This is a genomic window from Pseudomonas sp. FG98, from assembly GCF_057808595.1.
Map to the genome: position 1 here is coordinate 65,906 of NZ_JBMDIJ010000008.1, position 23,971 is coordinate 89,876.

At 65.4% G+C, this 23,971-nt stretch carries 22 protein-coding genes and 1 pseudogene; 7 read left to right on the plus strand and 16 right to left on the minus strand.

What is annotated here, in order from left to right; all coding sequences use genetic code 11:
- Positions 1-170: 170 nt before the first annotated feature.
- Positions 171-1,091 carry a LysR family transcriptional regulator gene (locus ACODSK_RS08430; protein ID WP_489015320.1) on the minus strand — a complete coding sequence of 307 codons (921 nt, stop codon included), beginning with the start codon at positions 1,089-1,091 and terminating at the stop codon, positions 171-173.
- A gap of 103 nt (positions 1,092-1,194) precedes the next feature.
- Here ACODSK_RS08430 and ACODSK_RS08435 point away from each other — a divergent pair, with 103 nt between their 5' ends.
- The 3 genes from ACODSK_RS08435 (at position 1,195) to ACODSK_RS08445 (ending at position 3,464) form a co-directional block, all read left to right on the plus strand.
- Entirely contained in the window at positions 1,195-1,893 is a 699-nt protein-coding gene (locus tag ACODSK_RS08435; RefSeq protein WP_489015322.1) for an MOSC domain-containing protein, read from the plus strand.
- Positions 1,890-3,158 (plus strand): aspartate aminotransferase family protein, encoded by a 1,269-nt coding sequence (locus ACODSK_RS08440; protein ID WP_489015324.1) that lies wholly within the window; start codon positions 1,890-1,892, stop codon positions 3,156-3,158. The genes ACODSK_RS08435 and ACODSK_RS08440 overlap by 4 nt, the downstream gene beginning before the upstream one ends.
- Before the next feature lie 147 nt (positions 3,159-3,305).
- Positions 3,306-3,464 (plus strand): YqaE/Pmp3 family membrane protein, encoded by a 159-nt coding sequence (locus ACODSK_RS08445; protein ID WP_009681539.1) that lies wholly within the window; start codon positions 3,306-3,308, stop codon positions 3,462-3,464.
- A 93-nt stretch (positions 3,465-3,557) separates the two neighbouring features.
- Here ACODSK_RS08445 and ACODSK_RS08450 read toward each other — a convergent pair whose 3' ends face one another.
- From ACODSK_RS08450 to panB, 11 genes are all read right to left on the minus strand, one after another.
- Positions 3,558-5,366: a S9 family peptidase gene (locus tag ACODSK_RS08450; protein WP_489015326.1), complete on the minus strand. Its 1,809-nt coding sequence runs from the start codon at positions 5,364-5,366 to the stop codon at positions 3,558-3,560.
- A complete protein-coding gene (pqqE, locus tag ACODSK_RS08455; RefSeq protein ID WP_489015328.1) occupies positions 5,332-6,492 on the minus strand; it encodes a pyrroloquinoline quinone biosynthesis protein PqqE in 1,161 nt (386 codons plus the stop codon). Before pqqE ends, ACODSK_RS08450 begins: the two co-directional genes overlap by 35 nt.
- A complete protein-coding gene (pqqD, locus tag ACODSK_RS08460) occupies positions 6,464-6,739 on the minus strand; it encodes a pyrroloquinoline quinone biosynthesis peptide chaperone PqqD (RefSeq protein ID WP_476744708.1) in 276 nt (91 codons plus the stop codon). Before pqqD ends, pqqE begins: the two co-directional genes overlap by 29 nt.
- A complete protein-coding gene (gene pqqC, locus ACODSK_RS08465; RefSeq protein WP_489015330.1) occupies positions 6,736-7,485 on the minus strand; it encodes a pyrroloquinoline-quinone synthase PqqC in 750 nt (249 codons plus the stop codon). The genes pqqD and pqqC overlap by 4 nt, the downstream gene beginning before the upstream one ends.
- Positions 7,486-7,494: 9 nt before the next feature.
- Positions 7,495-8,406 carry a pyrroloquinoline quinone biosynthesis protein PqqB gene (gene pqqB, locus ACODSK_RS08470; protein ID WP_489015332.1) on the minus strand — a complete coding sequence of 304 codons (912 nt, stop codon included), beginning with the start codon at positions 8,404-8,406 and terminating at the stop codon, positions 7,495-7,497.
- A 67-nt stretch (positions 8,407-8,473) separates the two neighbouring features.
- Positions 8,474-8,545 (minus strand): pyrroloquinoline quinone precursor peptide PqqA, encoded by a 72-nt coding sequence (gene pqqA, locus ACODSK_RS08475; protein ID WP_003243383.1) that lies wholly within the window; start codon positions 8,543-8,545, stop codon positions 8,474-8,476.
- 141 nt (positions 8,546-8,686) lie between these two features.
- Positions 8,687-10,846 (minus strand): pyrroloquinoline quinone biosynthesis protein PqqF, encoded by a 2,160-nt coding sequence (pqqF, locus tag ACODSK_RS08480; protein ID WP_489015334.1) that lies wholly within the window; start codon positions 10,844-10,846, stop codon positions 8,687-8,689.
- Between the two features lie 41 nt (positions 10,847-10,887).
- Complete coding sequence (locus tag ACODSK_RS08485) at positions 10,888-11,685, minus strand: carbon-nitrogen hydrolase family protein (protein ID WP_489015336.1); 798 nt, start codon at positions 11,683-11,685, stop codon at positions 10,888-10,890.
- A 13-nt stretch (positions 11,686-11,698) separates the two neighbouring features.
- A complete protein-coding gene (locus tag ACODSK_RS08490) occupies positions 11,699-13,381 on the minus strand; it encodes a flavin monoamine oxidase family protein (RefSeq protein ID WP_489015338.1) in 1,683 nt (560 codons plus the stop codon).
- 271 nt (positions 13,382-13,652) lie between these two features.
- Positions 13,653-14,114, minus strand: a complete 462-nt coding sequence (locus ACODSK_RS08495; RefSeq protein ID WP_489015340.1) for an Lrp/AsnC family transcriptional regulator — start codon at positions 14,112-14,114, stop codon at positions 13,653-13,655.
- Positions 14,115-14,153: 39 nt separating this feature from the next.
- Positions 14,154-14,975: a 3-methyl-2-oxobutanoate hydroxymethyltransferase gene (gene panB, locus ACODSK_RS08500; RefSeq protein WP_489015341.1), complete on the minus strand. Its 822-nt coding sequence runs from the start codon at positions 14,973-14,975 to the stop codon at positions 14,154-14,156.
- Between the two features lie 82 nt (positions 14,976-15,057).
- Between panB and ACODSK_RS08505 the strand changes: the two genes are divergently transcribed.
- On the plus strand, positions 15,058-15,840 hold the full coding sequence (locus ACODSK_RS08505; RefSeq protein WP_489015343.1) for an AraC family transcriptional regulator: 783 nt from the start codon (positions 15,058-15,060) through the stop codon (positions 15,838-15,840).
- Here ACODSK_RS08505 and ACODSK_RS08510 read toward each other — a convergent pair.
- The 4 genes and pseudogenes from ACODSK_RS08510 to ACODSK_RS08525 form a co-directional block, all read right to left on the minus strand.
- Entirely contained in the window at positions 15,837-16,814 is a 978-nt protein-coding gene (locus ACODSK_RS08510) for a cyclase family protein (protein ID WP_489015345.1), read from the minus strand. The genes ACODSK_RS08505 and ACODSK_RS08510 overlap by 4 nt on opposite strands.
- Before the next feature lie 177 nt (positions 16,815-16,991).
- Positions 16,992-17,870 carry a LysR family transcriptional regulator gene (locus tag ACODSK_RS08515; protein ID WP_489015347.1) on the minus strand — a complete coding sequence of 293 codons (879 nt, stop codon included), beginning with the start codon at positions 17,868-17,870 and terminating at the stop codon, positions 16,992-16,994.
- A gap of 178 nt (positions 17,871-18,048) precedes the next feature.
- On the minus strand, positions 18,049-18,912 hold the full coding sequence (locus tag ACODSK_RS08520) for a methyl-accepting chemotaxis protein (RefSeq protein WP_489015417.1): 864 nt from the start codon (positions 18,910-18,912) through the stop codon (positions 18,049-18,051).
- Positions 18,907-19,674 (minus strand): annotated as a pseudogene (locus ACODSK_RS08525) (MCP four helix bundle domain-containing protein); the annotation flags it as partial. The gene ACODSK_RS08520 and the pseudogene ACODSK_RS08525, both read right to left, overlap by 6 nt.
- A 268-nt stretch (positions 19,675-19,942) precedes the next feature.
- Here ACODSK_RS08525 and kdgD point away from each other — a divergent pair.
- The 3 genes from kdgD (at position 19,943) to garD (ending at position 23,964) form a co-directional block, all read left to right on the plus strand.
- Entirely contained in the window at positions 19,943-20,854 is a 912-nt protein-coding gene (kdgD, locus tag ACODSK_RS08530; protein WP_489015349.1) for a 5-dehydro-4-deoxyglucarate dehydratase, read from the plus strand.
- A gap of 108 nt (positions 20,855-20,962) precedes the next feature.
- Positions 20,963-22,330 carry an MFS transporter gene (locus tag ACODSK_RS08535; protein ID WP_489015351.1) on the plus strand — a complete coding sequence of 456 codons (1,368 nt, stop codon included), beginning with the start codon at positions 20,963-20,965 and terminating at the stop codon, positions 22,328-22,330.
- A gap of 80 nt (positions 22,331-22,410) precedes the next feature.
- A complete protein-coding gene (garD, locus tag ACODSK_RS08540) occupies positions 22,411-23,964 on the plus strand; it encodes a galactarate dehydratase (protein WP_489015353.1) in 1,554 nt (517 codons plus the stop codon).
- Positions 23,965-23,971 lie beyond the last annotated feature (7 nt).

Genomic DNA, 23,971 nt, shown 5'->3' on the forward strand with positions numbered 1-23,971 from the left:
TAATCTTCTTTCCATGGACGAAGCGCAGGACGCGCAAAGTACATCACAAGGACGGAACGAAGGAAGCCTGCCCGGGACGGTGGGAAGAAAGGGAAGTCAAAGGGAAACAGTCTGAGAAAACCTCGCTTCGGCGGGGTTTTCTTTTGCCTGCGATTTTTACCCGGACGCCGCTAGCCCAGCACGTCCAGCGGCGACACTCCCATCTGCCTCGGGTCGATCTCTTCCTCCAGCAGGGTCCGCAGCAGCTCCACCGAAGCTTGCTGGCGCTGCGCATCGCGGAACACCAGACCGACCTTGAGCGGCACCCGCGGCTCGCTCAACGGTTTCCACAGCAGTTCCTGATCGTCCGAAGCCTCCTGCGCCCGCCCCGGTAGCACCGTCGCCAGCGAGGTGTGCGGCAGGCTGTCGAGAATCCCGCCCATATTGTTCATTTCCGCCTGCACCTGCGGGCGCCGGCCGAGGTTGGCCAACTGGCCCTGCCAGATCTGCCGTACCTGGAATTCCTCGCCGAGGAGGATCATCGGCAGTTCCGCCGCCTGCTTCAGCGAGACCTTCTTGAATTCGCGCAGCGGATGGGTGTTGGGGATCACCACCTGCAATTCGTCCTCGTACAGCAGCAGCCCGTGCAGCCCCGGCTGGCGCGGCGGCAGGTAACTGATACCGATGTCCAGGCTGCCGTTGAGCAGACGCCGCTCGATCTCCATCCCCGACAGTTCATAGATCTGCACCACAAGATGCGGCTGCGCCTTGCGTACCCGGTCGAGCAACTGCGGCACCAGGCTCGGCCGTACCGTTTGCAGCACGCCGATGGCCAGGGTGCGCAGGGCCTGGCCCTTGAAGTTGCGCAGGGCGTCGCGGGCGCGCTGCATGCCGTCGAGCAGGGGCAGGGCGTGGTTGTACAGGGTATGTGCGGCGAGGGTCGGCAGCAGGCGCTTGTTGCCGCGCTCGAACAGGCTGACATCGAGGCTGTGCTCAAGCTGGCGGATCTGCTGCGACAGGGCTGGCTGGGACAAGGACAGGCGTTCGGCGGCGCGGCCGACATGGCCTTCTTCATACACCGCGACGAAATAACGCAGTTGGCGGAAATCCATAAGACTTACTTATCGAAAATGCTCGAAAAACGAAATGGCCCCGGGGCCGTCGGAGGCCTACTCTACGCCCGTATTCACAAGGTTTACAGGCCCAGAGGGCGCAATGAACACCGTACATGTGGATGGCGTTTACATAGGCAAGGCTAAAAATCTCGGTTATGGACTCATGACCGATATCGATAAGGAAGAGGTTGCACGGCGGCTCTGGTTATGGCCGCAGGGGCTTGGAAGCGACGAACACGGCGACCCACGTTTCCATACCGGCCCGGAACGGGCCCTGCACCACTATCCGGCCGAGCACTACGCCTGGTGGCGGAAACGTTATCCACAGGTGGACTGGCAGGCCCCGGCGTTCGGCGAAAACCTGTCGACCCATGGCGTCGATGAGCACGATGTCTGCCTCGGCGACCTGTTCCGCTGGGGCGGCGCGTTGTTGCAGATCAGCCAGCCGCGCTCGCCGTGCTATCGCCTCAGCCATCGCTGGGGCTTGCAGGAACTGCCGCAACTGGCCCAGGAAACCGGGCGCTGCGGCTGGTTCTACCGGGTGCTGAAACCCGGCTTCGTCAGCGCCGACGAACCGTTCGAACTGATACAGCGCAGCTATCCGGGCCTGACCGTGGCCTGGGCGCTGCACGCTTTTTACCGTGAACCTCTGGAGCATGCGGGTTTGAAGAAACTGGTGGATTGTCCGGCCCTGTCGTCACGCTGGCGCGATATCGCGATCAAGCGCCTGCGCAGCGGTCGCGTCGAAGACTGGAGCGCCCGCCTGCTCGGCCTGCCACTGGAAGGGCTGCGTGCATGAACCTGTTCAACCTGCGCCGCCAGGCGGCCCCGGCGGTCGAGGTCGCGCCGCTGCCGAGCGAGCCCGTCGATCCACTTTCGCGCGAGTGCCTGATGCCGGCCAGGCAGCTTGCGGAGCAAGTCTTCGTCCGTGGCCAGGGCTCCTGGCTGTGGGACAGCGAGGGCCGCGCCTTTCTCGATTTCACCCAGGGCAATGCGGTCAACAGCCTGGGCCACAGCCCGAAAGCGCTGGTCCAGGCCCTGAGCGGCCAGGCCCAGGCGTTGATCAACTCGGGGGCGGGCTTTCATAACCGCGGGCACCTGAAACTGGTCAACCTGCTCTGCGAGCGTACCGGCAGCGACCAGGCCTACCTGCTCAACAGTGGAGCCGAGGCCTGCGAAGGGGCGATCAAGCTGGCGCGCAAATGGGGCCAACTGCATCGCAATGGCGCCTATCACATCATCACCGCCAGCCAGGGCAGCCACGGCCGCAGCCTCGGCACCCTGGCGGCGTCCGACCCGCTGCCTTGCAACCGCTGCGAGCCGGGCCTGCCGGGCTTCAGCAAGGTGCCGTTCAACGACCTGGCGGCGCTGCACGCAGCGGTGGATTCGCGCACCGTGGCGATCATGCTGGAGCCGATCCAGGGCGAAGCCGGGGTGATCCCGGCGACCCGGCATTACCTCAAGGGCGTCGAGCGCCTGTGCCGCGAGCTGGGCATCCTGCTGATCCTCGATGAAGTGCAGACCGGCGTCGGCCGCTGCGGCACCCTGCTCGCCGAAGAAACCTACGGCGTGCGCGCCGACATCATCACCCTGGGCAAGGGCCTCGGTGGTGGCGTGCCGCTGGCTGCGCTGCTGGCCCGTGGCACCGCATGCTGCGCCGAGGCCGGCGAGCTGGAAGGCAGCCATCACGGCAACGCGCTGATGAGCGCTGCCGGGCTGGCGGTGCTGGAAACCATCCTCGACGGCGGCTTCCTCGATCAGGTCGGCGCTGCCGGTCGACACCTGCGCGATGGTCTGAGCCGCCTGGCCGGTCGCTATGGCCTGGGTGAAGTACGCGGGCAAGGCCTGCTTTGGGGCCTGGAGCTGCATGAGCCGCTGGCTGCCGAGGTGGTCAAGGCGGCCATGCAGGAAAGCCTGCTGCTCAACGCGCCGCAGCCCAACGTCCTGCGCTTCTCGCCGGCGCTGACCGTCAGCCACGGCAACATCGACGAAATGCTCCTGCGCCTGGCCCGTGCCCTGGCCAGGGTGAACACCGCGCAACTGAGCCGCCAGCGCCGCTCGTAACGCATCAACCGAACCGTCTCGCGTGTCTGCGCGTCGCCCTGGACCTGTTGTTTTTGGTCCGGGGCGTTTTTTTGTGTGCGGGAAACAAGCGGAACCGCCGGGCTTGAGCCAGAGTCAGAGGGAGGACATCACTTAGGGAGCCTTTCCATGGACTTTATCCGCATCATCATCGCCATCATCCTGCCGCCGCTGGGGGTGTTTCTGCAGGTGGGGTTCGGCGGGGCGTTCTGGCTGAACATTTTGCTGACCCTGCTGGGCTATATCCCGGGGATCGTGCATGCGGTGTACATCATCGCCAAGCGCTGACCTTGGGGGCCTCATCGCCGGCAACGCCGGCTCCCACAGGGTCCGGCGGTGCATGCGATCTCTGTGGGAGCCGGCGTTGCCGGCGATTGGCCCTCAAGGCTGGTCAAGAATCCTGCTGTAGAACTTCCATTCCTCTTCCAGCGCATGGGCCAGATTGGCCGCCGTCCTGAAGCCATGCCGCTCGGTCGGATAGAAATGCCCCTCGGCCTTGATCCCGTTGGCCTTCAGTGCCTTGAGCATCGAACGGGTCTGCTCCGGCACCACCACTGCATCCAGCTCGCCCTGGAAGAAGATCACCGGCACGCGGATATTGCCCGCATGCAGTAGCGGCGTGCGCGCACGGTAGCGTTCGATATCCCGCTCGGGATCGCCGATCAGCCAGTCCAGGTAATCCCCTTCGAACTTGTGCGTGGCCTTGCCGAGGGCCAGCGGATCGCTGACGCCATACAGGCTGGCGCCACCGCGGAACACATCCTCGAAGGCCAGTGCGCACAGGGTGGTATAGCCACCGGCGCTGCCACCGCGGATGAACGCCTGGTACGGATCGATCAAGCCTTCACCCGCCAGATGCAGTACCGCCGCGCAGGCGTCCTGCACATCGACCTCGCCCCAGCGCAGGTGCAGCGCCTGGCGATAGGCGCGACCATAGCCGCTGCTGCCGCGGTAGTTGAGGTCAGCCACGGCGAAACCGCGCTGGGCCCAGTACTGGATGCGCGGGTCGAGCACCGGGTAGCAGGCCGAGGTCGGTCCGCCATGGACGAATACCACCAACGGCGCCGGCCTCTTGCCGTTCATCGCTGGATAGAAGAAACCATGGGCCTCGCCGTCGCCGCTGGGATAGCTGAAGCCGCGCGGCTTGCTGACGTGCTCGTCCGGCAGCGGTTGCACGCCACCGGCCAGCACCTGCACCGAGTGATCGCGGCGGTCGATGGCGATCACCGCCGCCGGGTGCACCGGCGAGGCGGCAACGGCGTAGATGCAGTCGGCGTCCAGGTCCAGGCAGCGGAAGCGGCTGTAGTCGCTGTCGATCACGGTCAGTTCGCCGTTTGCGCGGCGCAGGCCAAGGCGCGAGAAGCCCTGTTCGAACCAGGTGGCGAGATAGCCGTCGTCCAGCGGCAGCCAGGTGCTGGCGCCCAGTTGCCATGGCGCGGCGGCATGGTCGGCAGGGCAACTGGGCAGCGCCTGCCAGCCCTGCGCGGTTTCGCCCCAGGGCTGCCAGAAGCCGTCGAGATCGGAGAGGCAATACAGGCGGCCCAGGCGGTCGAAGCGCGGCTGTTGCAGGGATTGCGCCGGCCCTTCGTCCCCGGCGATGCAGCGGGTCTGCCCGTCGCCTTCGCGGACGTAGAGGCGGGTGGCGGTCCATGGCTGTGCCGGGCGGCTCCATTCGATCCAGGCCAGGCGCCGGCCGTCGTCGCTGAGGGTCGGCGAGGCGTAGAAATCGGCACCTTCGGCGAGAATCTCGCGCCCCCCTTCGCTGATCGCCACCAACCGGTGCTGGATGCCTTCTTCCTCGACCGCCAGCACCCGACCATCGGCCCAGACCAGATCGCCATAGCGCCGTTCGCCCTGGGTCAGCGCCTGCGGCTGGCCGCCGTTCAGTGGCTGGCGATAGAGCTGCTGGTCTGCCTCGTTGACGAAGATCAGCGCGTTATCGGCCACGCAGAACGAACGCCCGCCGTATTCATACACCCGGCTACGGACACTGAAGCCATCCGGAGTCAGGCATCGGGCCTGGCCGTCGCGCCACTGCCAGATCCGGCAGGCACCGTCGCGGGGGCGGAATTCGTTCCAGAACAGGCCGTGGCGGCTGGCCTCCAGTTCGGCGAAGTCGGTGCCGGCGGCGACCGCCTGTTCGGCGCTGAAGCGCTCAGCTGCGGGCGATAAGTCGTGAGGTGCGCTCATTGCGGAAAGTCATCTCCTTGATGGTCAGGGTGGCGGTCTCGGCCTCCTCCCTGGCTGCGAGGATAAGGCCGTGGTCCGCCGATTTGGCACACACCGGGTCGGCCTTGCTGGCATCGCCGGTGAGCATGAACGCCTGGCAGCGGCAGCCGCCGAAGTCGCGCTCCTTTTCGTCGCAGGAGCGGCAGGGCTCGGGCATCCAGTCGTAACCCCGGTAGCGGTTGAAACCGAAGGAGTCGTACCAGATGTGCTGCATGCTGTGCTCGCGCACGTTGGGGAACTGCACCGGCAGTTGCCGCGCGCCATGGCACGGCAGGGCGGTGCCGTCCGGGGTGACCGTGAGAAACACGCTGCCCCAGCCGTTCATGCAGGCCTTGGGCCGTTCTTCATAGTAGTCGGGGGTGACGAAAATGAGCTTGCACGGATTGCCGGCGGCCTTGAGCCGTTCCCGGTATTCGTTGGTGATGCGCTCGGCGCGCTCCAGCTGCGCCTTGGTCGGCAGCAGCCCGACCCGGTTTAGGTGGGCCCAGCCGTAGAACTGGCAGGTGGCGAGCTCGACGAAGTCGGCTTCGAGGGCGATGCACAGCTCGATGATGCGGTCGATGCGATCGATGTTGTGCCGGTGGGTGACGAAGTTGAGCACCATCGGGTAGCCCTGGGCCTTCACCGCCCGGGCCATCTCCAGCTTCTGCGCGAAGGCTTTCTTCGAACCAGCCAGCAGGTTGTTCACCTGCTCGTCGCTGGCCTGGAAGCTGATCTGGATATGGTCCAGGCCGGCCTTCTTGAAGGTGGCGATCTTCTCTTCGGTGAGGCCGATGCCGGAGGTGATCAGGTTGGTGTAGTAGCCCAGCCGCCGGCCTTCGCCGATCAGCTGGGCGAGGTCCTGGCGCACCAGCGGTTCGCCGCCGGAAAAGCCCAACTGCGCGGCGCCCATCTCCCGCGCCTCGGCCATTACCCGGAACCACTGCTCGGTGGTCAGCTCCTTGCCCTGCTCGGCGAAGTCCAGCGGGTTGGAGCAGTACGGGCATTGCAGCGGGCAGCGGTAGGTCAGCTCGGCCAGCAGCCACAGCGGCAGGCCGACCTCGGGCTTGCCGGGTTGCTCACTCAAGGGTGATCCAGTGTTCGGCACGGGCCACCTCCATGAATTGCTCGATGTCTTCGGGAAGCTCGGGCACGCCAGGGAATTTTTCGTCGAGCAGGGCGATGATCGCCGCCACGTCGCGCTCGCCGTCGATCAGCTCGCCGATCAGCGCCGCGCTTTCGTTGAGCTTGATCATGCCCTCGGGGTAGAGCAGCACATGGGCCTTCTGCGCCGGTTCGTACTGGAAGCGGTAGCCGGGCCGCCAGCGCGGGGTCAGGTGACGGTCGAAGCTCATAGCGCGATCCCCTTGTGCCAGACCCGCTCGCTGGTGACGCTGTGGTAGGGCGGGCGATTGAGTTCGTAGGCCATGCTCATGGCGTCGAGCATGCTCCACAGGATGTCCAGCTTGAACTGGAGGATTTCCAGCATACGCTGCTGGCCCTCGACGGTCGTGTAGTGCTGCAGGGTGATGCTCAGGCCGTGCTCGACGTCACGTCGCGCCTGGCTCAGGCGGGTGCGGAAGTAGCTGTAGCCAGCCGGGTCGATCCATGGATAGTGCTGCGGCCAGGTGTCCAGGCGCGACTGGTGGATCTGCGGGGCGAACAGTTCGGTCAGCGAGCTGCTGGCCGCTTCCTGCCAGCAGGCGCGGCGGGCGAAGTTGACGTAGGCATCGACGGCGAAGCGCACGCCGGGCAGCACCAGTTCCTGGGACAGCACCTGCTCGCGATCCAGGCCCACCGCCTCGGCCAGACGCAGCCAGGCCTCGATGCCGCCGGACTCGCCCGGCGCGCCGTCGTGGTCGAGCAGGCGCTGGATCCACTCGCGGCGCACCTCGCGGTCCGGGCAGTTGGCGAGGATCGCGGCGTCCTTCAGCGGAATGTTGACCTGGTAATAGAAGCGGTTGGCGACCCAGCCCTGGATCTGCTCGCGGGTCGCGCGGCCTTCGTACATCGCCACGTGGTAGGGGTGGTGGATGTGGTAGTAGGCACCCTTGGCGCGCAGGGCCTGTTCGAATTCGGCAGGGGAAAGCGGCTTGCTCATGGACGGCTCCTAAAGCTCGATGCTCATGCCGTCGAAGGCGACTTCCACGCCACGGCGGCGCAGCTCGGCACGCTCGGCCGAGTCCTCGTCGAGAATCGGGTTGGTGTTGTTGATATGGATAAGCACCTTGCGCTGGTCCGGGAAGGCTTCGAGCACTTCGAGCATGCCGCCGGGGCCGTTCTGCGGCAGGTGGCCCATCTCGCTGCCGGTGCGGGTGCCGACGCCGCGGCGCTGCATTTCATCGTCGTCCCACAGGGTGCCGTCGACCAGCAGCACATCGGCGTCGTGCATGCGTTGCAGCAGGCTGGCGTCGACCTTGCCCAGCCCAGGAGCGTAGAACAGTTTGCCGCCGGTGCGCAGGTCTTCGACCATCAGCCCGAGGTTGTCGCCGGGGTGCGGGTCGAAGCGGTGCGGCGAGTAGGGCGGTGCGGCGCTGCGTAACGGGAAGGGGCTGAAGCGCAGGTTGGGGCAGGCTTCGATGGTGAAGCTGGCGTCCAGCTCGATGCGGTTCCAGGCCAGCCCGCCGTTCCAGTGTTCGAGCATGTTGAACAGCGGGAAGCCGGTGGTCAGGTCCTGGTGGACCATGTCGGTGCACCAGACCTGGTGCGGGCAGCCTTCGCGCAGGCTGAGCAGGCCGGTGGTGTGGTCGATCTGGCTGTCGAGCAGGATGATCGCGTCGATGCCGGTGTCGCGCAGGGCCCGGGCCGGTTGCATCGGGGCGAAGCCTTGCAGTTGAGCGCGGATGTCCGGCGAGGCGTTGCACAGGACCCAGTGCTCGCCGTCATCGGACAGGGCGATCGACGACTGGGTGCGGGCCGTGGCGCGCAGGCTGCCGTCGCGAAAGCCCTTGCAGTTGGCGCAGTTGCAGTTCCACTGCGGGAATCCGCCGCCGGCGGCGGAACCCAGGATCTGGATGTACATGGTTGCTCCTGTCCGTCCGAAAATGAAAACGCCCCGGCTGGCCGAGGCGTCGTACTGCGAAAAAGACTCAGCGATTCGCGAAGTACATGGTCACTTCAAAGCCGATACGCAGGTCAGTGTAAGCAGGTTTGGTCCACATGGGATTACTCCTTCCGGATAGGTCAGGTGAGGGACGGCTACTCATTTAGTCCACCCGGTGGGGCTGGCGTTCAACGAGTCGGGATTGCGCAATCCTACAAGATTTTTTGTACCGGATGGTTAATCAAGGATGAAAGGTGTTTTACCTGGGCGGTAAGAATCCTTCTGGCGCGGGGCTGTTGGCGAGGATCAGCCAGTGCCTTTCACTGCCCAGGTCGTTCCAGGCGCGGTCGAGATCGGCCTGTTGCAGATGGCGGATTTGCCTCGCGAGCTGTTCCGGCTCGGCGCTGTCATTGCCCGCCAGATGTGCCTGCCACAGCCATTCGGCGACCTCGGCATTGGGCATGGCGGGTTCGTGGAATTGCCCGGCCAGGACTTCACGGGACGCATCGAGCTGTGGCGTCGGGCGGGCGAAGAAGTCGCGCAGGTGGCCGAGGATGTCCGCGTGGCTGGCGCTCGGCGACTGCACGCCGAACATCAGGCCGCTGTGGCCCTGGACCTGACGGAAGCTGCTGAACACTGCGTAGCCCAGTTGCAGTTCGCTGCGCAGGCGCTGGTAGAACGGGCCCTGGATGAGTTGGGCCAGCAGGCGGCCTGCCGCTTCGTCGGCTACCGGGGCGAACAGCAGCAGGGCCGCTTCGCCATCGGCTGCCGGGCACTGTTGCCAGCGCACAGGTTGGGGCCGGGGCGGCACGGGGGCTTGCGCAGTGTCGGGCAGGCGCTTGAGCAGATGGTTCAGGGCATTCAGGGCCTGCGCGTCGAAGCCTGTCGCCAGTGCGGTCCAGCCGGGTTGGTTTTCATTGGCCAGGATGTGCGGCAGTTGCTGCATCAGTTGGCGGATCGGGATCAGCGGCGGCTCACTGGTCGGGGCGGCGGTCGGCGGGTTTTCCAGGATCGCCAGCGCCAGTTCGATTACCCCGAGCACCGCTGCCGGAGCCCCGGCGCAGCGCAGTTGCCAGCTGCTGGCGCTGCGGGTCCAGTGCAGCTCGACCCCGGCGCGGTTTGCCCGCTCGATCAGCGGCTTGAGCACGTCCTGCAAATGCCCGGCCTGCCAGCGCAGGTAGAGCACGGCGTATTGACGGGAGGTCGGGAGGATGTGACTGATGATCAATCCGGCGGGGACGGGCGTCGCTTCTCTTGCGGGAACGACTGCCGCCAGCAGCGGCTCCGGTGCCGGGAGTGTCCAGGGATGGCGGGAAACACCGGGGTACTTCGGCACCGTCGGTTCGCCCTCATCCTGCCGGGCCAGCTCCAGCGCGCCGGGCAGGCGACAGGCTTGCAGCCGTTGATATTCCAGCAGCAGCTCCGTGTGATCGGCATTGGCGAAGAACACCAGCCAGTCGCGGACCAGTCTCCCGGTCTCCGTCCTGTCCGCCATGGCGCCCAGCTTTGCCCGCACATGCAGCAACGCCTGCCCGGCGAAGCTGTACAGCGTTGTGAAGGCGAAGTCCTCCAGCCAACCGCGCTCACGCAGCGCGTGCACCAGCCCGCCGGAGCGACCATCGGCGATCCAGGTGGCGAGGTAGTCGAGGGAGGCGTTGTCGGGAAGGTCTTCGTGGGCGATCAACAGGTCCAGTTGCCCGTCGATCTGTTCGGGTTGCAGCGGCCCTTCGAGCAGCGGTGGGGGAGCGGTCTGCGTGACCTTCGCGCCTGCTGCGAACAGCCCGCCGAACTGCCGCGCCAACTGCTCAAGTGCCCCCAGCGATTGCGGGCCGCTCAGGGTCAGGATCATCTGTCCGGCTTGATAGAACTGGCGGTGGAAACCCGTCAGTGCTTGCTGGAACGCCGCTTCATGCATCGGCAAGGAATCCCGGTTGCCCGCATGGAAGCCGCTCAAGGGATGCCGCGCCGATACGCTGCGCAGCAGCTCATATTGGCGCTGGGCTTCGGCATTGCCACACCAGGCGACCCACTCGGCATGGATCACTTCGCGCTCGGCCTGCTGGCGCTCCGGCGTCAGCAGCGGTTGGGCAAGCATCTCGCACAGCCGCTCCAGTGCCCCGGCCATGGCGCCCGGCGGCACTTCGAAAAAGAACTCGGTATGGCGCTCGCGGGTGCTCGCGTTGAGCTGTCCGCCCTGGCCCTGGACGAAGCGCATCAATCCGTCTTCCACCGGAAAACGTGCGGTGCCGAGAAAGAACAGGTGTTCGAGAAAATGCGCCAGCCCCGGATAGGCCAGTGGCGCGTCGTGGCTGCCGGCCTGCACTCGTAGCAGGGCGGCGCAGCGCTTCAGGTGCGGCGCATGGCACAGCCTGACCCGCAGGCCATTGCTCAGGACGAGGTGCTGGAAGGGGCTGGACATGACGGCTCCGGAACGTGCGAGCCGTCATGCTAGCGGATAAATCAGTCCCGTGGCGCGCTGTGCAGCTCGGCGCGCAGGTCGTGCAGGTACGGGGTGCTGGCGCGGCCTTCATGGACCCGTTGCAGGTCGATATCGGCCGAGAGCATCACGCTGTCGCGGCCGGCCATGGCGAGGATGCTGCCGTCCGGCCCGACGATGCTGCTCTGCCCGCAGTAGCGGATTTCGCCTTCGGCGCCGCAGTAGTTGGCGTACACCAGGTAGCACTGGTTCTCGTGGGCGCGGCTGCGCACGGTGACCTGGCAGATGAAGTCGTAGGGCTCCATGTTGGCCGTCGGCACCAGGATCAGCTCGGCGCCGTCGCGGGCCAGGCGCCGGGCGTTCTCCGGGAACTCGATGTCGTAGCAGATCAGCAGGCCGAGCTTCCAGCCGTTCAGCTCCACCACCGGGAAGTGATTGCCGCCGGGGCTGAACATGGCCCGGTCGAGGCCGCCGAACAGGTGGGTCTTGCGGTAGTTGGCCAGGCTGCTGCCGTGGCCGTCGATCAACTGCACGCTGTTGTAGATTCGCCCGTCCTCGCCCAGCTCCGGGTAGCCGTAGACGATGGCGATGCGGTTGGCCTGGGCGATTTCCACCACGCGCAGCGCCGACACGCCGTCGGCCTCCTCGGCCAGGCGCGCGACCGCCTCGCTGCCGATGTTATAGCCGCTGAGGAACATCTCCGGACACACCAGCAACTGCGCGCCACGGGCGGCGGCCAGTCGCGCCTGGTGCTCCAGGCGCTCCAGGTTGCCGGGGACGTCCAGCGGCTGCGGCGAGCCCTGGTAGAGGGCGATACGCATGATCAATCTCCTGTCAGTCGGCCAGGGCGATCGGGCCGATCTCGTCGAACACATCGCCCGGGCCGGGGTTGTCGGGGTGGGTGCGACCACCGAAGTGGTTCATGATGCCCCAAACCGCGTTCAGCGAGGTCTGCACCGCGCCTTCCACCCAGGCCGGGGTCCAGGATACGTCGTCGCCGGCGATGAAGATGCCGCGCTGCTCGGCGGGCATCTCCTGCTGCATGAAGTGCGCGTACATGCGCTGGTTGTAGCGGTAGTGACCAGGCAGGGCGCCCTTGAAGGCACCGAGGAAATGCGGGTCGGCTTCCCACGACACGGTGATCGGGTCGCCGATGATATGCCCGGCGATATCCACCTTCGGATAGATCTTCTTCAGCGCATCGAGGGCCAGTTTGACGCGCTTTTCCACCGGGTGCGGGAGCATCTTCAGGGCGTCGCTCATCCACGAGTAGGACAGGCAGATCACCCCCGGCTTGTCGTCACCGTTGTCGAACAGGTAGGTGCCGCGGGTCAGGCGGTCGGTGAGGGTCATGCTCATCAGGTCGCGGCCGGTTTCCGGGTCCTTGTCCTTCCAGAACGGCCGGTCGACCATGACGAAGGTCTTCGACGACTGCATGTAGCGGGTGCGGTCCAGGGCCATCCACATCTTCTGCGAGAACAGCGATTCCTCGCATTCGATCTGGGTGGTCAGCAGCCAGCTCTGGCAGGTGGTCAGCACGGCGGCGTAGTTGCGCGTGTCGCCCCAGTTATCGGTGACCGCCAGGCTGCCGTCGGCGTTGCGGGCGATGCGCTTGACCCCCGGACGCGGCGCGCCACGGTGCAGCGAGGCCAGGCTGGTGCCGGCCGGCCAGTGCGCGCAGCGCTCGGGCACGTGCTTCCAGATGCCCAGCGGCACCTGCTCGACACCGCCGACCACCAGGTGCTGGTGGTCGTCGCAGTTGGTCATCACCACGCGGAAGATTTCCAGCATCGAGTTGGGGAAGTCCGAGTCCCAGCCGCCGGTGCCGAAGCCGACCTGGCCGAACACCTCGCGGTGCAGGAAGCTCAGTTTGGCGAAGGATTTCGAGGTGGCGACGAAGTCGTAGAAGGTGCGGTCGTCCCACAGCGGCACGAGGGTGTTCCACAGCTCCTTGAGGCGCGGCACGTCGCGGTCGCGGATGGCCTGCTGGATATCGCCGAAGCGCGCGCCGTCTTCCAGGGCGTCGGCCCAGGCATCGGCCACTTCCTGGAACAGCGCCGGCAGGTCGGCGAGTTTTTCCGCGTAGTGGGTCTGGCCTTCGAGGTCGATCACCGTGCTGCCCGAGGCCGGGGTCAGCGGGTTGGGGAAGGGCTTGGTCTCAAGGCCGAGCTTGTCGACGTAGTGATAGAAGGCCGTGGACGACACCGGAAAACGCATGCCGCCCAGCTCGGCGACGATGCCCTCGGTACCGGCGAAGGCTTGCGAGCGCAGGCGTCCGCCCATCTTCGAGGCCTCGTACACCACCGGCTTGAGGCCCAGCTTCATCAGTTCGTAGGCCGCCACCAGCCCGGCGATCCCGGCACCGACGATCGCCACTTCCTCGCCGTGGCGTTCGGCGGGAATGCTGCCCAGTCCGGCGGGGTGCTCGATCCAGTCGTCGAAGGCGAAGGGGAAGTCGGGGCCGAAGATGGTGACGGGCTTCTTGCCGTCGGCGGGGTGGCGGTTGTTCTTGTTCATGAGTGACCTTGCCAGCGGGGCTGCGCGGGGTGCGGAGCCTGAGTATAGGAAATGCCTGGGGGTCAATTTTAGGGAGGCGGGTGTTCGTAATTAAGATGCAGAGTGTTGTCGTTTTGTGGGTTTTTTGGTCGATGTGACCAAAGTTTTATACATATTGGCTGGTGCAGTGATTCTTATGGCCTCATCGCTGGCAATGCCAGCTCCCACAAGACCGCGTGCGCCGCTTAACCCTGTGGGAGCCGGCGTTGCCGGCGATTGGGAGGACCACAGATCAAACAGGCTGCCCGCGATCCACCTTGCTGCTGAGGATGATCGAGGTAGTGGTCTTCTCCACCCCTTCCAGGCTGCCGATCTGGTCGAGCAACTGGTCCAACTGCTCCGGCGAATCGCTCCTCAGCCAGGCCACATAGTCGAACTCGCCACTGACCGCACACAACTGCTGCACCTGCCCCATGGCACTCAGACGGCGGACGATCTCGCGCCCGGCCCGGGGCTGCACGGTAATGCCTACATAGGCCTGCAAGCCGCCATCGATCACCCGCTGCCCGAGCCGTACGCCATAGCCGCTGATGACCTTGCTCTTTTCCAGCCGGGCGATGCGCGAAGTCACCGTGGTGCGGGCGATGCCCAGTTGCCTGGCGAGGGTGGCGACGCTTTCGCGGGCGTTGATCTGCAGTGCGGCGAGCAACTGGCGGTCGATTTCGTCGAGGGCGAGGGTGCGGCTGTCGGACATGGGCTTCTCAAGGGCAACGCGGAGACCGGCCCAGTGTACTCAACCCGTCGCCTTGAAGCAGTGTTCCAGCCCGGGGAACTGTCCGCCGCGTACCTCCCGCGCATACTCCCCCAGTGCCTGGTCGATCGAGCCGTGCAACTCGGCATAACGCTTGACGAAGCGCGGCTGGTATTCGCCGAACAGGCCCAGCAGGTCCTCGGTGACCAGCACCTGGCCGTCGCAGGCGGGGGAAGCGCCGATGCCGATGGTAGGAATCTCCAGCTCCTCGCTTAGCGCCCGCGCCAATGGCTCGGCAATGCCTTCGAGGACAATGGAGAAGGCGCCGGCCTGCTGCATCGCCAGGGCATCGCGACGAACCCTTGCCGCGCTTTCAGCATCACGTCCCTGGGCCTTGAACCCACCCAGCGCATTGACCTGCTGCGGCATCAGGCCGACATGGGCCATCACCGGGATGCCGCGCTTGACCAGGTAGGCCACGGTCTCCGCCATCTCCTCGCCACCTTCCAGCTTGAGGCCCTGGGCACCGGTCTCGCGCAGGACTTTCGCGGCATTCATGAAGGCCTGCTTCAGCGAGGCCTGGTAGCTGCCGAACGGCAGGTCTACCACCACGCAGGCCCGCTGTGCGCCACGCATCACCGCCTGGCCGTGGGCGATCATCATGTCGAGGGTGACGCCCAGGGTACTGGGCATGCCGTACAGCACCATGCCCACCGAATCGCCGACGATGATGACGTCGGCATGGGCATCGACCCAGCGGGCCATCGGCAGGCTGTAGGCGGTCAGGGCCACCAGGCTGCCGGCGCCCTTGCGCTGGCGGATGGCGGGGATGCTCAGGCGGCTTTGCTGAACCTGCGTGCTCATGAATGAAACTCCTGTTGTTCAAGCAGACGCGGCGCAGGCTAACATCGGCATCTGTGGCTCACTTGAGCAAAGGGGACGATCAATGCAGCACACGGGACAAAACTCGGTACCGCCCGTGCCGGAGCAACTGGTGCGGCCGGTGCATGGGCGCATGTTCGATATCCCGGCGGGATACCGGATCGACATGCACAGCCATGAATGGGTGCAGTTCACCTATGCCGGCGCCGGGAGCATGCAGGTGCTCACCGAACAGCACAATTTCCTCCTGCCGCCACAGTGCGGCATGTGGCTTCCCGCCGGCCTGCGCCACACGGTGTACAGCGAGCGGACCCTGGCCTTCCGCAGCCTGTACCTGAGCGAAGCGGTGCTCAACGGTTACCAGCGTGACTGCTGCGTAGTGCAGGTCACTCCGTTGGTACGCGAGTTGATCGAGAAGGCCAGCGGCTTCGGCAACGACTATCCGGAGCAGGGCCCGCAGGCGCGGCTGTTGCAGGTGCTGGTGGATGAGATCCGCGACCTGCCGGAAGCGCCCTTCAACCTGCCGCTGCCCAGTGACCCGCGCCTGCGGCGGATCACCGATGCCTTGCAGGCTACCCCCGAGGACAACCGCAGCATCGAGGCCTGGGCGCAGCAGGTGGGGGCGTCGCGGCGCACTCTGGCGCGGTTGTTCCAGGCGCAGACGCAGATGCCTTTCCAGACCTGGCGCCAGCGTCTGCGCCTGCTCGCCGCGCTGCCGATGCTGGAACAGGGCGGCAGCGTTACGGCGGTGGCCAACGAGCTGGGCTACGACTCGGTGTCGGCCTTTATCGCCCTGTTCCAGCGGCATTACGGCACCACACCGGGGGCCTGGGCCGCACGGCTTTAACGCAACGGCATGGCGATCGGCCGCAGCGGTGCCGAGTCGCCGCCACGAATCTTCAGCGGCCCGCCAATAAAGGCGAACTCGTAGACCTTGTCCCGGGCCAGGTCGTCCAGCGCCACCAGTTCCATGATCGGCACACCTTTCTGCGCCAGCAGGTAACTGTGCAGCGGCACGTAGTCATCGGCGACCTCGGACGGGAAGGCCTCGAAGCTCAGGTTGTCGGCACCGAGGATCATCGCCTTGCCTTCCTCCACCAGATAGCGCGCGGCATCCAGGCCCATGCCCGGAGACTGGCGCATGTAGGCCTGGGGCTGCTCGTAGAGTTTCATCCGCCCGGTGCGAATCAGCACGATATCGCCGCGTTCCAGCTTGGTGCCCTGGCGCTTCAGGGCGTCCTGCAGATCGTCGCGGGTGATGCGGTAGTCGTCCGCCAGCATCTCCACGCCCTTGGCTGCCGCCACATCGATCAGCACGCCACGGGCCACCAGGGGCGGGAATTTCTCCACGCCGGTCTTTTTCCAGCCACGGTCGCCCAGGTGCTGGTCGGCGCTGAAGCCGTTCCAGATCTTGCCGTCGATGCCGAAGTGGTTGAGGGCATCGATATGGGTGCCGGTATGGCCGTACATGGAGAACGCCGTGCCGGTGTAGCTGCGCAGGGCGTTCATCTCGTGGCCGACGCCGAGCGGATCGTCGACCACCGTGCCGCGCGGGGTGTGGGTCATCCAGAACTGGTAGTGCGGATCGCCGGCGGCCTGCCAGCTGGGCATGCCGATGTAGTACTCGGTGGCGAGGTCGTAGACCTTGCTGGCGTCCACTCGCGACATCACTGCGGCACGGGATTTGTCGGTGATCAGGTTGAGCCGGCCGATCTCGTCGTCCGGGCCCCAGGGGCTGATGCCGACCTTGGGCGCTTCGGCGGCGTGGGCAGCGCCGGCCAGGGCCAGTGCCAGCAGGGTGGAAAGCAGTGGAGTGTTCATACGCGTCGTTCCTGTGTCGCCAATGCCCGGGCGCGGCTGTCCCTTGGCGCGCCGGTGGCGGCCACGGGGACAGGGCGGGGCGGGAAGGTTGGGACTGCGTCGGGCCCGACGAAGTGGCTCCAGTCTAGGCGTGACGCCCGGCGGGATTAAGACGCGGGCGGTGCAGGAATATTTCGCTCAGGGTTGATAATCCCGGCCCATGGCGGCAGGCAGGTGCGCGGCCAGGTAGTCGACGAACGCCCGTACCTTGGGCAGCAGATGCCGACTGGTGGGGTACACGGCGTAGACCTGGCGATTGTCTTCGTGACCCGGCAGCACCTGGACCAGACCTCCGTCGGCCAGCGCGGCGTCCGCGAGGAATGACGGCAGCCAGCCGATACCCAGCCCGGCGATCAGCAGTTCGCGCAGCATCAGGCTGTTGTTCACCGTGACCCGTGGATCCTGGCCGGGCGCGGTAGGCGTTTGCTGGCTGAGGCTGTAATGCAGTAACGCGTGTCCGGCCAGATCGTCGAGGCTGGATGGCTGGCCATGGCGGTGCAGGTAGGCGGGCGCGGCACAGAGCACCTGGCGCAGCGACGCCAGGCGCCTGGCGATCAGCGAGGAGTCGGCCAGCGCCGGGGCCAGGCGGATCGAGACATCGAAGCCCTGGCTGACTGCCTCTACCAGGCGGTCTTCCATGACCAGGTCCAGTTCGATGTCGGGATGCGCTTCGAGGAAGCCGGCGAGCAGCGGCGACAGGGTACTCAGGGCAAAGGACAGCGGCGCGTTGACCCGCAGCTTGCCGCTGATCCGTTGCGACTCCTGGTGCACCGAGCGCTCCAGCTGTTCGAGCTGGTCGAGCAGTTCGCAGCAGCGCTGGTAATAGGCCTGGCCGGTGGCGGTCAGGCTCATGCGCCGGGTGGTGCGTTGCAGCAGCACGGTGCCGAGGTGGGCTTCGAGAGTGCGCAGTTGCTTGCTCAGGCCGGCAGCGGAGAGATCGAGGTCTTCCGCCGCCTTGCCCAGGCCGCCCAGTTCGACGATGCGCCTAAAGGAGCGCATCAGGGTGAAGGTGTCCATGCTCGCCCTCCCTAGGGTCTGTCTGAAAAGCCTTGATACTCGGTGATGCTGCGTTGAAAACAGCCTCGGAATGCTCATTTACAACCAGTAAACTCCGCTTCCTCGGCTGTTTTCGCCTTGCCTGACCTTCGTCTCAAGACTTTTCAGACAGACCCTGGTTTCGAGGCGAGCTATTTGATCAGATCCGGAAGCGCGCGACGACCTGGTTGAGGTCCTCGGCCAGGCGCGAGAGCTCGTTGCTCGACGCGCTGATCTGGTTGGCGCCCTGGGTCGATTCGCTGGACAGGTCGCGGATATTGACGATGTTGCGGTCCACTTCGCGGGCCACCTGGGCCTGTTCTTCGGCAGCGCTGGCGATCACCAGGTTGCGGTCGGAGATCTGGCTGACCGAATCGGTGATCTGTACCAGCGATTCGCCGGCGCCCTTGGCCATGTCCAGGGTCGATTCGGCACGCTGGCAACTGGTGAGCATGGCGTCCAGCGCCTGGGAGGAGCCGCTGCGGATGGCGGTGACCATGCCGTCGATTTCCAGGGTGGATTGCTGGGTGCGGTGGGCGAGGGCACGGACCTCGTCGGCGACCACGGCGAAACCACGTCCGGATTCGCCGGCGCGGGCGGCCTCGATGGCAGCGTTGAGGGCAAGCAGGTTGGTCTGCTCGGCGATGGCGCGGATCACGTCGAGGACCTTGCCGATGTCCTGGGACTGGTCCACCAGCCGGCGTACCAGGCCGGCGGTGCCCTGTACGTCGTCGGTCAGGGTCTGGATCGATTCCACGGTCTCCAGCACCCGGGTCTGCCCGGCGCGGGCGGAGTCGCTGGTCTGGCTGGAGGCATCGCAGGTCGAGGCGGCATTGCGCGCCACTTCTTCCACCGCCGAGGTCATTTCGTTGACCGCCGTGGCCGCCTGCTCGATCTCGGCATTCTGCTGGTGCAGGCCACGGTAGCTGTCTTCGGTGACCGAGTTCAGTTCGGTGGCGGCGCTGGCCAGCTGGGTGGCCGAGTCGCTGATATGGCGCATGGCTCCGCGCAGGTTGTCCTGCATCTGTTGCAAGGCGCGTTGCAGGCGGGTGACTTCGTCGTTGCCTTCGATATGGATCTGCTGGGTCAGGTCGCCCTCGGCCACATGCTCGGCGGTGCGCACGGCGCGCTCCAGCGGGCGGACGATGCCCCGGGTCAGCCACAGCGCCAGGGCGATGGTGGCCAGGGCGGCGATCAGCACGAAGACGATGATGATCTGCAGCGAGCGGTCGTACTGGGCTTCGGCGGCTTTGCCCTCGGCGTCGATCTGCTTGCCGTAGAGTTCGCCGAAGTCGGCCAGGGCCTTGCCGGAGTTTTCCACCACTTGCTTCATGTCCACCAGCAGCAGCTGGTTGAGGCCGGCGAGGTCTTTTTGCCGGGCCAGCTCGAAGGAGCGTGCCAGGCCACTGCGGTATTGCTCCAGGCTGGTGCGGAAGGCCTGCGCCAGGGCCTGTTCCGCCGGGGTGTCGATAAAGCCGTCGAGCACTGCCAGCTTGCTGTCGAGGTCCTTCAGGCGGGTGTCCATCTGGCCCTGGTAGGTCGCGGTGTTGGCCGGGTCGGGGTCGAGGGCCATGCGCAGGGAAATGGTGCGGATACGCAGCATGATCTCGCGGGTATCGGCGATCACCCGCAGGCTCGGCACCCAGTTGGTCTCGACGGCGACTTCGCTCTGGCGGATGGCCTGCATCTGTACCACGGCGAACCCGCCGAGCAGGGCGACCAGCAGGGAAATCAAGGTAAAGCCCAGGCCGGCGCGGCGGGCGATGGTCAGGTGGCGTAGGTTCATGGGGCAGGGATCCAGGGTGAGAGGCCGGTTTTTATAGTTGTACGATAACGTTCTCCATTTATCGGCGAATCCAGCCCCTTCTTGAGCTCCCTCGCGCGTATAAACAGGCTTTTTGCTAATAAAAGACCGATGAACGGTAGGTTGAGATCTGATGACTGGTGCATTTGTCCTGTTTCAGGGGCTAGTCATCGTACAACTTGTACGATAACCTACATCTACTTCGAAGCACTTACCTTCATCACCCAAGCGCCACAGGATGCCTACAACAATGACTCCACAAGAACTGCGCACCGTCCTCTCCCATGGCTTGCTGTCTTTCCCTGTCACCGACTTCAATGCCCAGGGCGACTTCCACCAGGCCGGTTACATCAAGCGTCTGGAATGGCTCGCCCCTTACGGCGCCACTGCCCTGTTCGCCGCCGGTGGTACCGGTGAGTTCTTCTCCCTGGCCGCCAGCGAATACAGCCAGGTCGTGAAGACCGCCGTCGACACCTGCGCCGGCTCCGTACCGATCCTCGCCGGCGTTGGTGGCTCGACCCGCCAGGCCATCGAATACGCTCAGGAAGCCGAGCGCCTGGGCGCCAAGGGCCTGCTGCTGCTGCCGCACTATCTGACCGAAGCCAGCCAGGACGGTGTTGCCGCCCACGTTGAAGCGGTGTGCAAATCGGTGAAGATCGGCGTGGTGGTGTACAACCGCAATGTCTGCCGCCTGAACGCCACCCAGCTGGAACGCCTGGCCGAGCGCTGCCCGAACCTGATCGGCTACAAGGACGGCCTGGGCGACATCGAACTGATGGTGTCCATCCGTCGTCGCCTGGGTGATCGCTTCAGCTACCTGGGTGGCCTGCCGACCGCCGAGGTTTATGCTGCTGCCTACAAGGCCCTGGGCGTACCGGTGTACTCGTCCGCGGTGTTCAACTTCGTGCCGAAGACCGCCATGGACTTCTACAACGCCATCGCCCGCGACGACCACGAAACCGTTGGCAAGCTGATCGACGATTTCTTCCTGCCGTACCTGGACATCCGCAACCGCAAGTCCGGCTATGCCGTGAGCATCGTCAAGGCCGGCGCCAAGCTGGCTGGCTACGACGCAGGCCCGGTGCGTACCCCGCTGACCGACCTGACCGCTGAAGAGTACGAAATGCTCGCAGCCCTGATGGACAAGATGGGTCCGCAATAAGCGTCGACCCTGCGGCCTGCCCCCAAGCCGCGCACCGGAGCGGGAAATCCCCGCTCCGGCTTACAACTCAAGAGCCCGCACAAGAATAATTAGTGGGAGTAACTTCAGATGCATGCGACTAAAAAGACGCACGTCCGTTATCTGATCCTGTTCATGCTGTTCCTGGTGACCACGATCAACTACGCCGACCGCGCAACTATCTCCATTGCCGGCTCGAGCCTGCAGAAGGACCTCGGCATCGATGCTGTCACCCTCGGTTATATCTTCTCGGCATTCGGCTGGGCCTATGTGCTCGGTCAGATTCCAGGCGGCTGGCTGCTGGACCGCTTCGGTTCGAAGAAGGTCTACGCCTTCAGTATCTTCACCTGGTCGTTGTTCACCGTATTGCAAGGCTTCGTCGGCTACATGCCGGTAGCCAACGCGATCATCGCCCTGTTCATGCTGCGTTTCCTGGTGGGCTTCGCCGAAGCGCCGTCCTTCCCTGGTAACGCGCGTATCGTCGCGGCCTGGTTCCCGACTGCCGAACGCGGTACCGCTTCGGCGATCTTCAACTCCGCGCAATACTTCGCCACCGTGCTGTTCGCTCCACTGATGGGCTGGATCGTCCATGCCTGGGGCTGGGAGCACGTGTTCATCGTCATGGGCGTCATGGGCATCCTCTTTGCCGGGGTCTGGCTGAAGGTGGTGTACAACCCGAAGGAACACCCGATGATCGGTGCCCAGGAACTGGAGCACATCGAGAAGAACGGTGGTCTGGTGGACATGGACAAACCCAAGGCGGCCGGTGCCAGCGGTCCGAAGTGGGGCTACATCAAGCAACTGCTGTCCAGCCGCATGATGCTCGGCGTCTACCTTGGCCAGTACTGCATCAACGCCATCACCTACTTCTTCCTCACCTGGTTCCCGGTGTACCTGGTGCAGGAGCGCGGCATGTCGATCCTCAAGGCGGGCATCATCGCCTCCTTGCCGGCGATCTGCGGCTTCGTCGGTGGCGTGCTGGGCGGGGTGATCTCCGACCACCTGCTGCGCCGCGGCAACTCGCTGACCTTCGCCCGCAAGGCGCCGATCGTCATCGGCCTGCTGCTGTCGACCTCGATGGTGATCTGCAACTACGTGGACGCCGAGTGGATGGTGGTCGGCATCATGGCCCTGGCGTTCTTCGGCAAAGGCCTCGGCGCGCTGGGCTGGGCGGTGGTATCGGATACCTCGCCGAAGCAGATCGCCGGCCTGTCGGGCGGTATGTTCAACACCTTCGGTAACATCGCCTCGATCACCACGCCGATCATCATCGGCTACATCATCAGCGCCACCGGTTCGTTCAAGTGGGCCCTGGTGTATGTCGGCGCCAACGCCCTGGTGGCGGTGTTCAGCTACCTGGTGATCGTCGGCCCGATCAAGCGGATCGAGCTGCGCGATACCCCGAAGGATGAAGCCACGGGCGTGCCTTCGGGCAAGCTGGCCGAATCGTCGAACTAAGAAGAACACGCAGCGCCCGGCCTTTTGGCCGGGCGTTCGCGGAAGAAACAAGCCTGAGAGATAACAAGAAGGGCACCATCATGCAGTTGATCGAAACTTCCGACTCGCCTCGCTATGTACGCCTGCACGATGACGACAATGTCGTCGTGGTGGTCAATGACGGTGGTCTGGGCGAGGGCGCCCGCTTCGCCGACGGCCTGACCTTGGTCGAAGGCGTGCCGCAGAGCCACAAGGTGGCTGTCACCGCGATCGCCAAGGGCGAGCCGGTGCGGCGCTACGGGCAGATCATCGGCTATGCCCTGGAAGACCTGCGCCAGGGTAGCTGGGTCAAGGAAACCCAACTGGCCATGCCCGCCGCGCCGGAGCTGGACAGCCTGCCGCGCTGCGACGCCGTGCCCGATGCCCTGCCGCCGCTGGACGGCTATACCTTCGAGGGCTACCGCAACGCCGACGGCACTGTCGGTACGCGCAACATCCTCGGCATCACTACCACCGTGCAGTGCGTCACCGGCGTGCTCGATCACGCGGTCAAGCGCATTCGCGAAGAACTGCTGCCCAAGTATCCCAACGTCGATGACGTGGTCGCCCTGACCCACAGCTACGGCTGCGGCGTGGCGATCAACGCCCGCGACGCCTATATCCCGATCCGCACCGTGCGCAACCTGGCGCGCAACCCCAACCTCGGCGGCGAAGCCCTGGTGATCAGCCTGGGCTGCGAAAAGCTCCAGGCCGGCCAGGTGATGCACGACAACGATCCGTCGGTGGACCTCAGCGAGCCATGGCTGTACCGCCTGCAGGACGCCAGCATGGGCTTCGTGGAGATGATCGAGCAGATCATGGCCCTGGCCGAAGCGCGCCTGGCCAAGCTCGACCAGCGCCGCCGCGAGACCGTGCCGGCCAGCGAGCTGATCCTCGGCATGCAGTGCGGCGGTAGCGATGCCTTCTCCGGCATCACCGCCAACCCGGCCCTGGGGTACGCCTCCGACCTGCTGGTACGGGCCGGCGCCACCGTGCTGTTCTCGGAAGTCACCGAAGTGCGTGACGCCATCTACATGCTCACCTCCCGTGCCGAGTCCCAGGACGTGGCCGATGCGCTGATCCGCGAGATGGACTGGTACGACCGCTACCTGGAAAGCGGTGCTGCCGACCGCAGCGCCAACACCACGCCGGGCAACAAGAAAGGCGGCTTGTCGAACATCGTCGAGAAGTCCCTCGGTTCCATCGTCAAGTCCGGCAGCGGCGCCATCCAGGGCGTGGTCGGGCCGGGCGAGCGGGTTGACCGCAAGGGCCTGATCTTCTGCGCCACCCCGGCCAGCGACTTCGTCTGCGGCACCCTGCAACTGGCCGCCGGGATGAACCTGCACGTGTTCACCACCGGTCGCGGCACGCCTTACGGCCTGGCCATGGCGCCGGTGGTCAAGGTCTGCACCCGTACCGAGCTGGCCCAGCGCTGGCCCGACCTGATCGATATCGACGCCGGCCGCATCGCCTCGGGCCGCGCCACCATCGAGGAGCTGGGCTGGGAGCTGTTCCACTACTACCTGGATGTCGCCAGCGGCCGCAAACAGACCTGGGCCGAGCAGCACAAGCTGCACAACGACATCACCCTGTTCAACCCAGCCCCGATCACCTGACTCAAGA

What these genes read in the sequence shown, in the direction of transcription:
- ACODSK_RS08535 (WP_489015351.1), top strand. Translation starts at nt 20,963, where the DNA reads ATGCATGCGACTAAAAAGACGCACGTCCGTTATCTGATCCTGTTCATG.
- pqqD (WP_476744708.1), bottom strand. Translation starts at nt 6,739, where the DNA reads ATGAGCTTCGACCGTCACCTGACCCCGCGCTGGCGGCCCGGCTACCGC.
- ACODSK_RS08490 (WP_489015338.1), bottom strand. Translation starts at nt 13,381, where the DNA reads ATGAACAAGAACAACCGCCACCCCGCCGACGGCAAGAAGCCCGTCACC.
- kdgD (WP_489015349.1), top strand. Translation starts at nt 19,943, where the DNA reads ATGACTCCACAAGAACTGCGCACCGTCCTCTCCCATGGCTTGCTGTCT.
- ACODSK_RS08505 (WP_489015343.1), top strand. Translation starts at nt 15,058, where the DNA reads ATGCAGCACACGGGACAAAACTCGGTACCGCCCGTGCCGGAGCAACTG.
- pqqB (WP_489015332.1), bottom strand. Translation starts at nt 8,406, where the DNA reads ATGTACATCCAGATCCTGGGTTCCGCCGCCGGCGGCGGATTCCCGCAG.
- ACODSK_RS08430 (WP_489015320.1), bottom strand. Translation starts at nt 1,091, where the DNA reads ATGGATTTCCGCCAACTGCGTTATTTCGTCGCGGTGTATGAAGAAGGC.
- ACODSK_RS08445 (WP_009681539.1), top strand. Translation starts at nt 3,306, where the DNA reads ATGGACTTTATCCGCATCATCATCGCCATCATCCTGCCGCCGCTGGGG.
- ACODSK_RS08510 (WP_489015345.1), bottom strand. Translation starts at nt 16,814, where the DNA reads ATGAACACTCCACTGCTTTCCACCCTGCTGGCACTGGCCCTGGCCGGC.
- ACODSK_RS08485 (WP_489015336.1), bottom strand. Translation starts at nt 11,685, where the DNA reads ATGCGTATCGCCCTCTACCAGGGCTCGCCGCAGCCGCTGGACGTCCCC.
- pqqC (WP_489015330.1), bottom strand. Translation starts at nt 7,485, where the DNA reads ATGAGCAAGCCGCTTTCCCCTGCCGAATTCGAACAGGCCCTGCGCGCC.
- ACODSK_RS08515 (WP_489015347.1), bottom strand. Translation starts at nt 17,870, where the DNA reads ATGGACACCTTCACCCTGATGCGCTCCTTTAGGCGCATCGTCGAACTG.
- ACODSK_RS08435 (WP_489015322.1), top strand. Translation starts at nt 1,195, where the DNA reads ATGAACACCGTACATGTGGATGGCGTTTACATAGGCAAGGCTAAAAAT.
- ACODSK_RS08440 (WP_489015324.1), top strand. Translation starts at nt 1,890, where the DNA reads ATGAACCTGTTCAACCTGCGCCGCCAGGCGGCCCCGGCGGTCGAGGTC.
- pqqF (WP_489015334.1), bottom strand. Translation starts at nt 10,846, where the DNA reads ATGTCCAGCCCCTTCCAGCACCTCGTCCTGAGCAATGGCCTGCGGGTC.
- ACODSK_RS08450 (WP_489015326.1), bottom strand. Translation starts at nt 5,366, where the DNA reads ATGAGCGCACCTCACGACTTATCGCCCGCAGCTGAGCGCTTCAGCGCC.
- ACODSK_RS08495 (WP_489015340.1), bottom strand. Translation starts at nt 14,114, where the DNA reads ATGTCCGACAGCCGCACCCTCGCCCTCGACGAAATCGACCGCCAGTTG.
- panB (WP_489015341.1), bottom strand. Translation starts at nt 14,975, where the DNA reads ATGAGCACGCAGGTTCAGCAAAGCCGCCTGAGCATCCCCGCCATCCGC.
- garD (WP_489015353.1), top strand. Translation starts at nt 22,411, where the DNA reads ATGCAGTTGATCGAAACTTCCGACTCGCCTCGCTATGTACGCCTGCAC.
- ACODSK_RS08520 (WP_489015417.1), bottom strand. Translation starts at nt 18,912, where the DNA reads ATGCAGGACAACCTGCGCGGAGCCATGCGCCATATCAGCGACTCGGCC.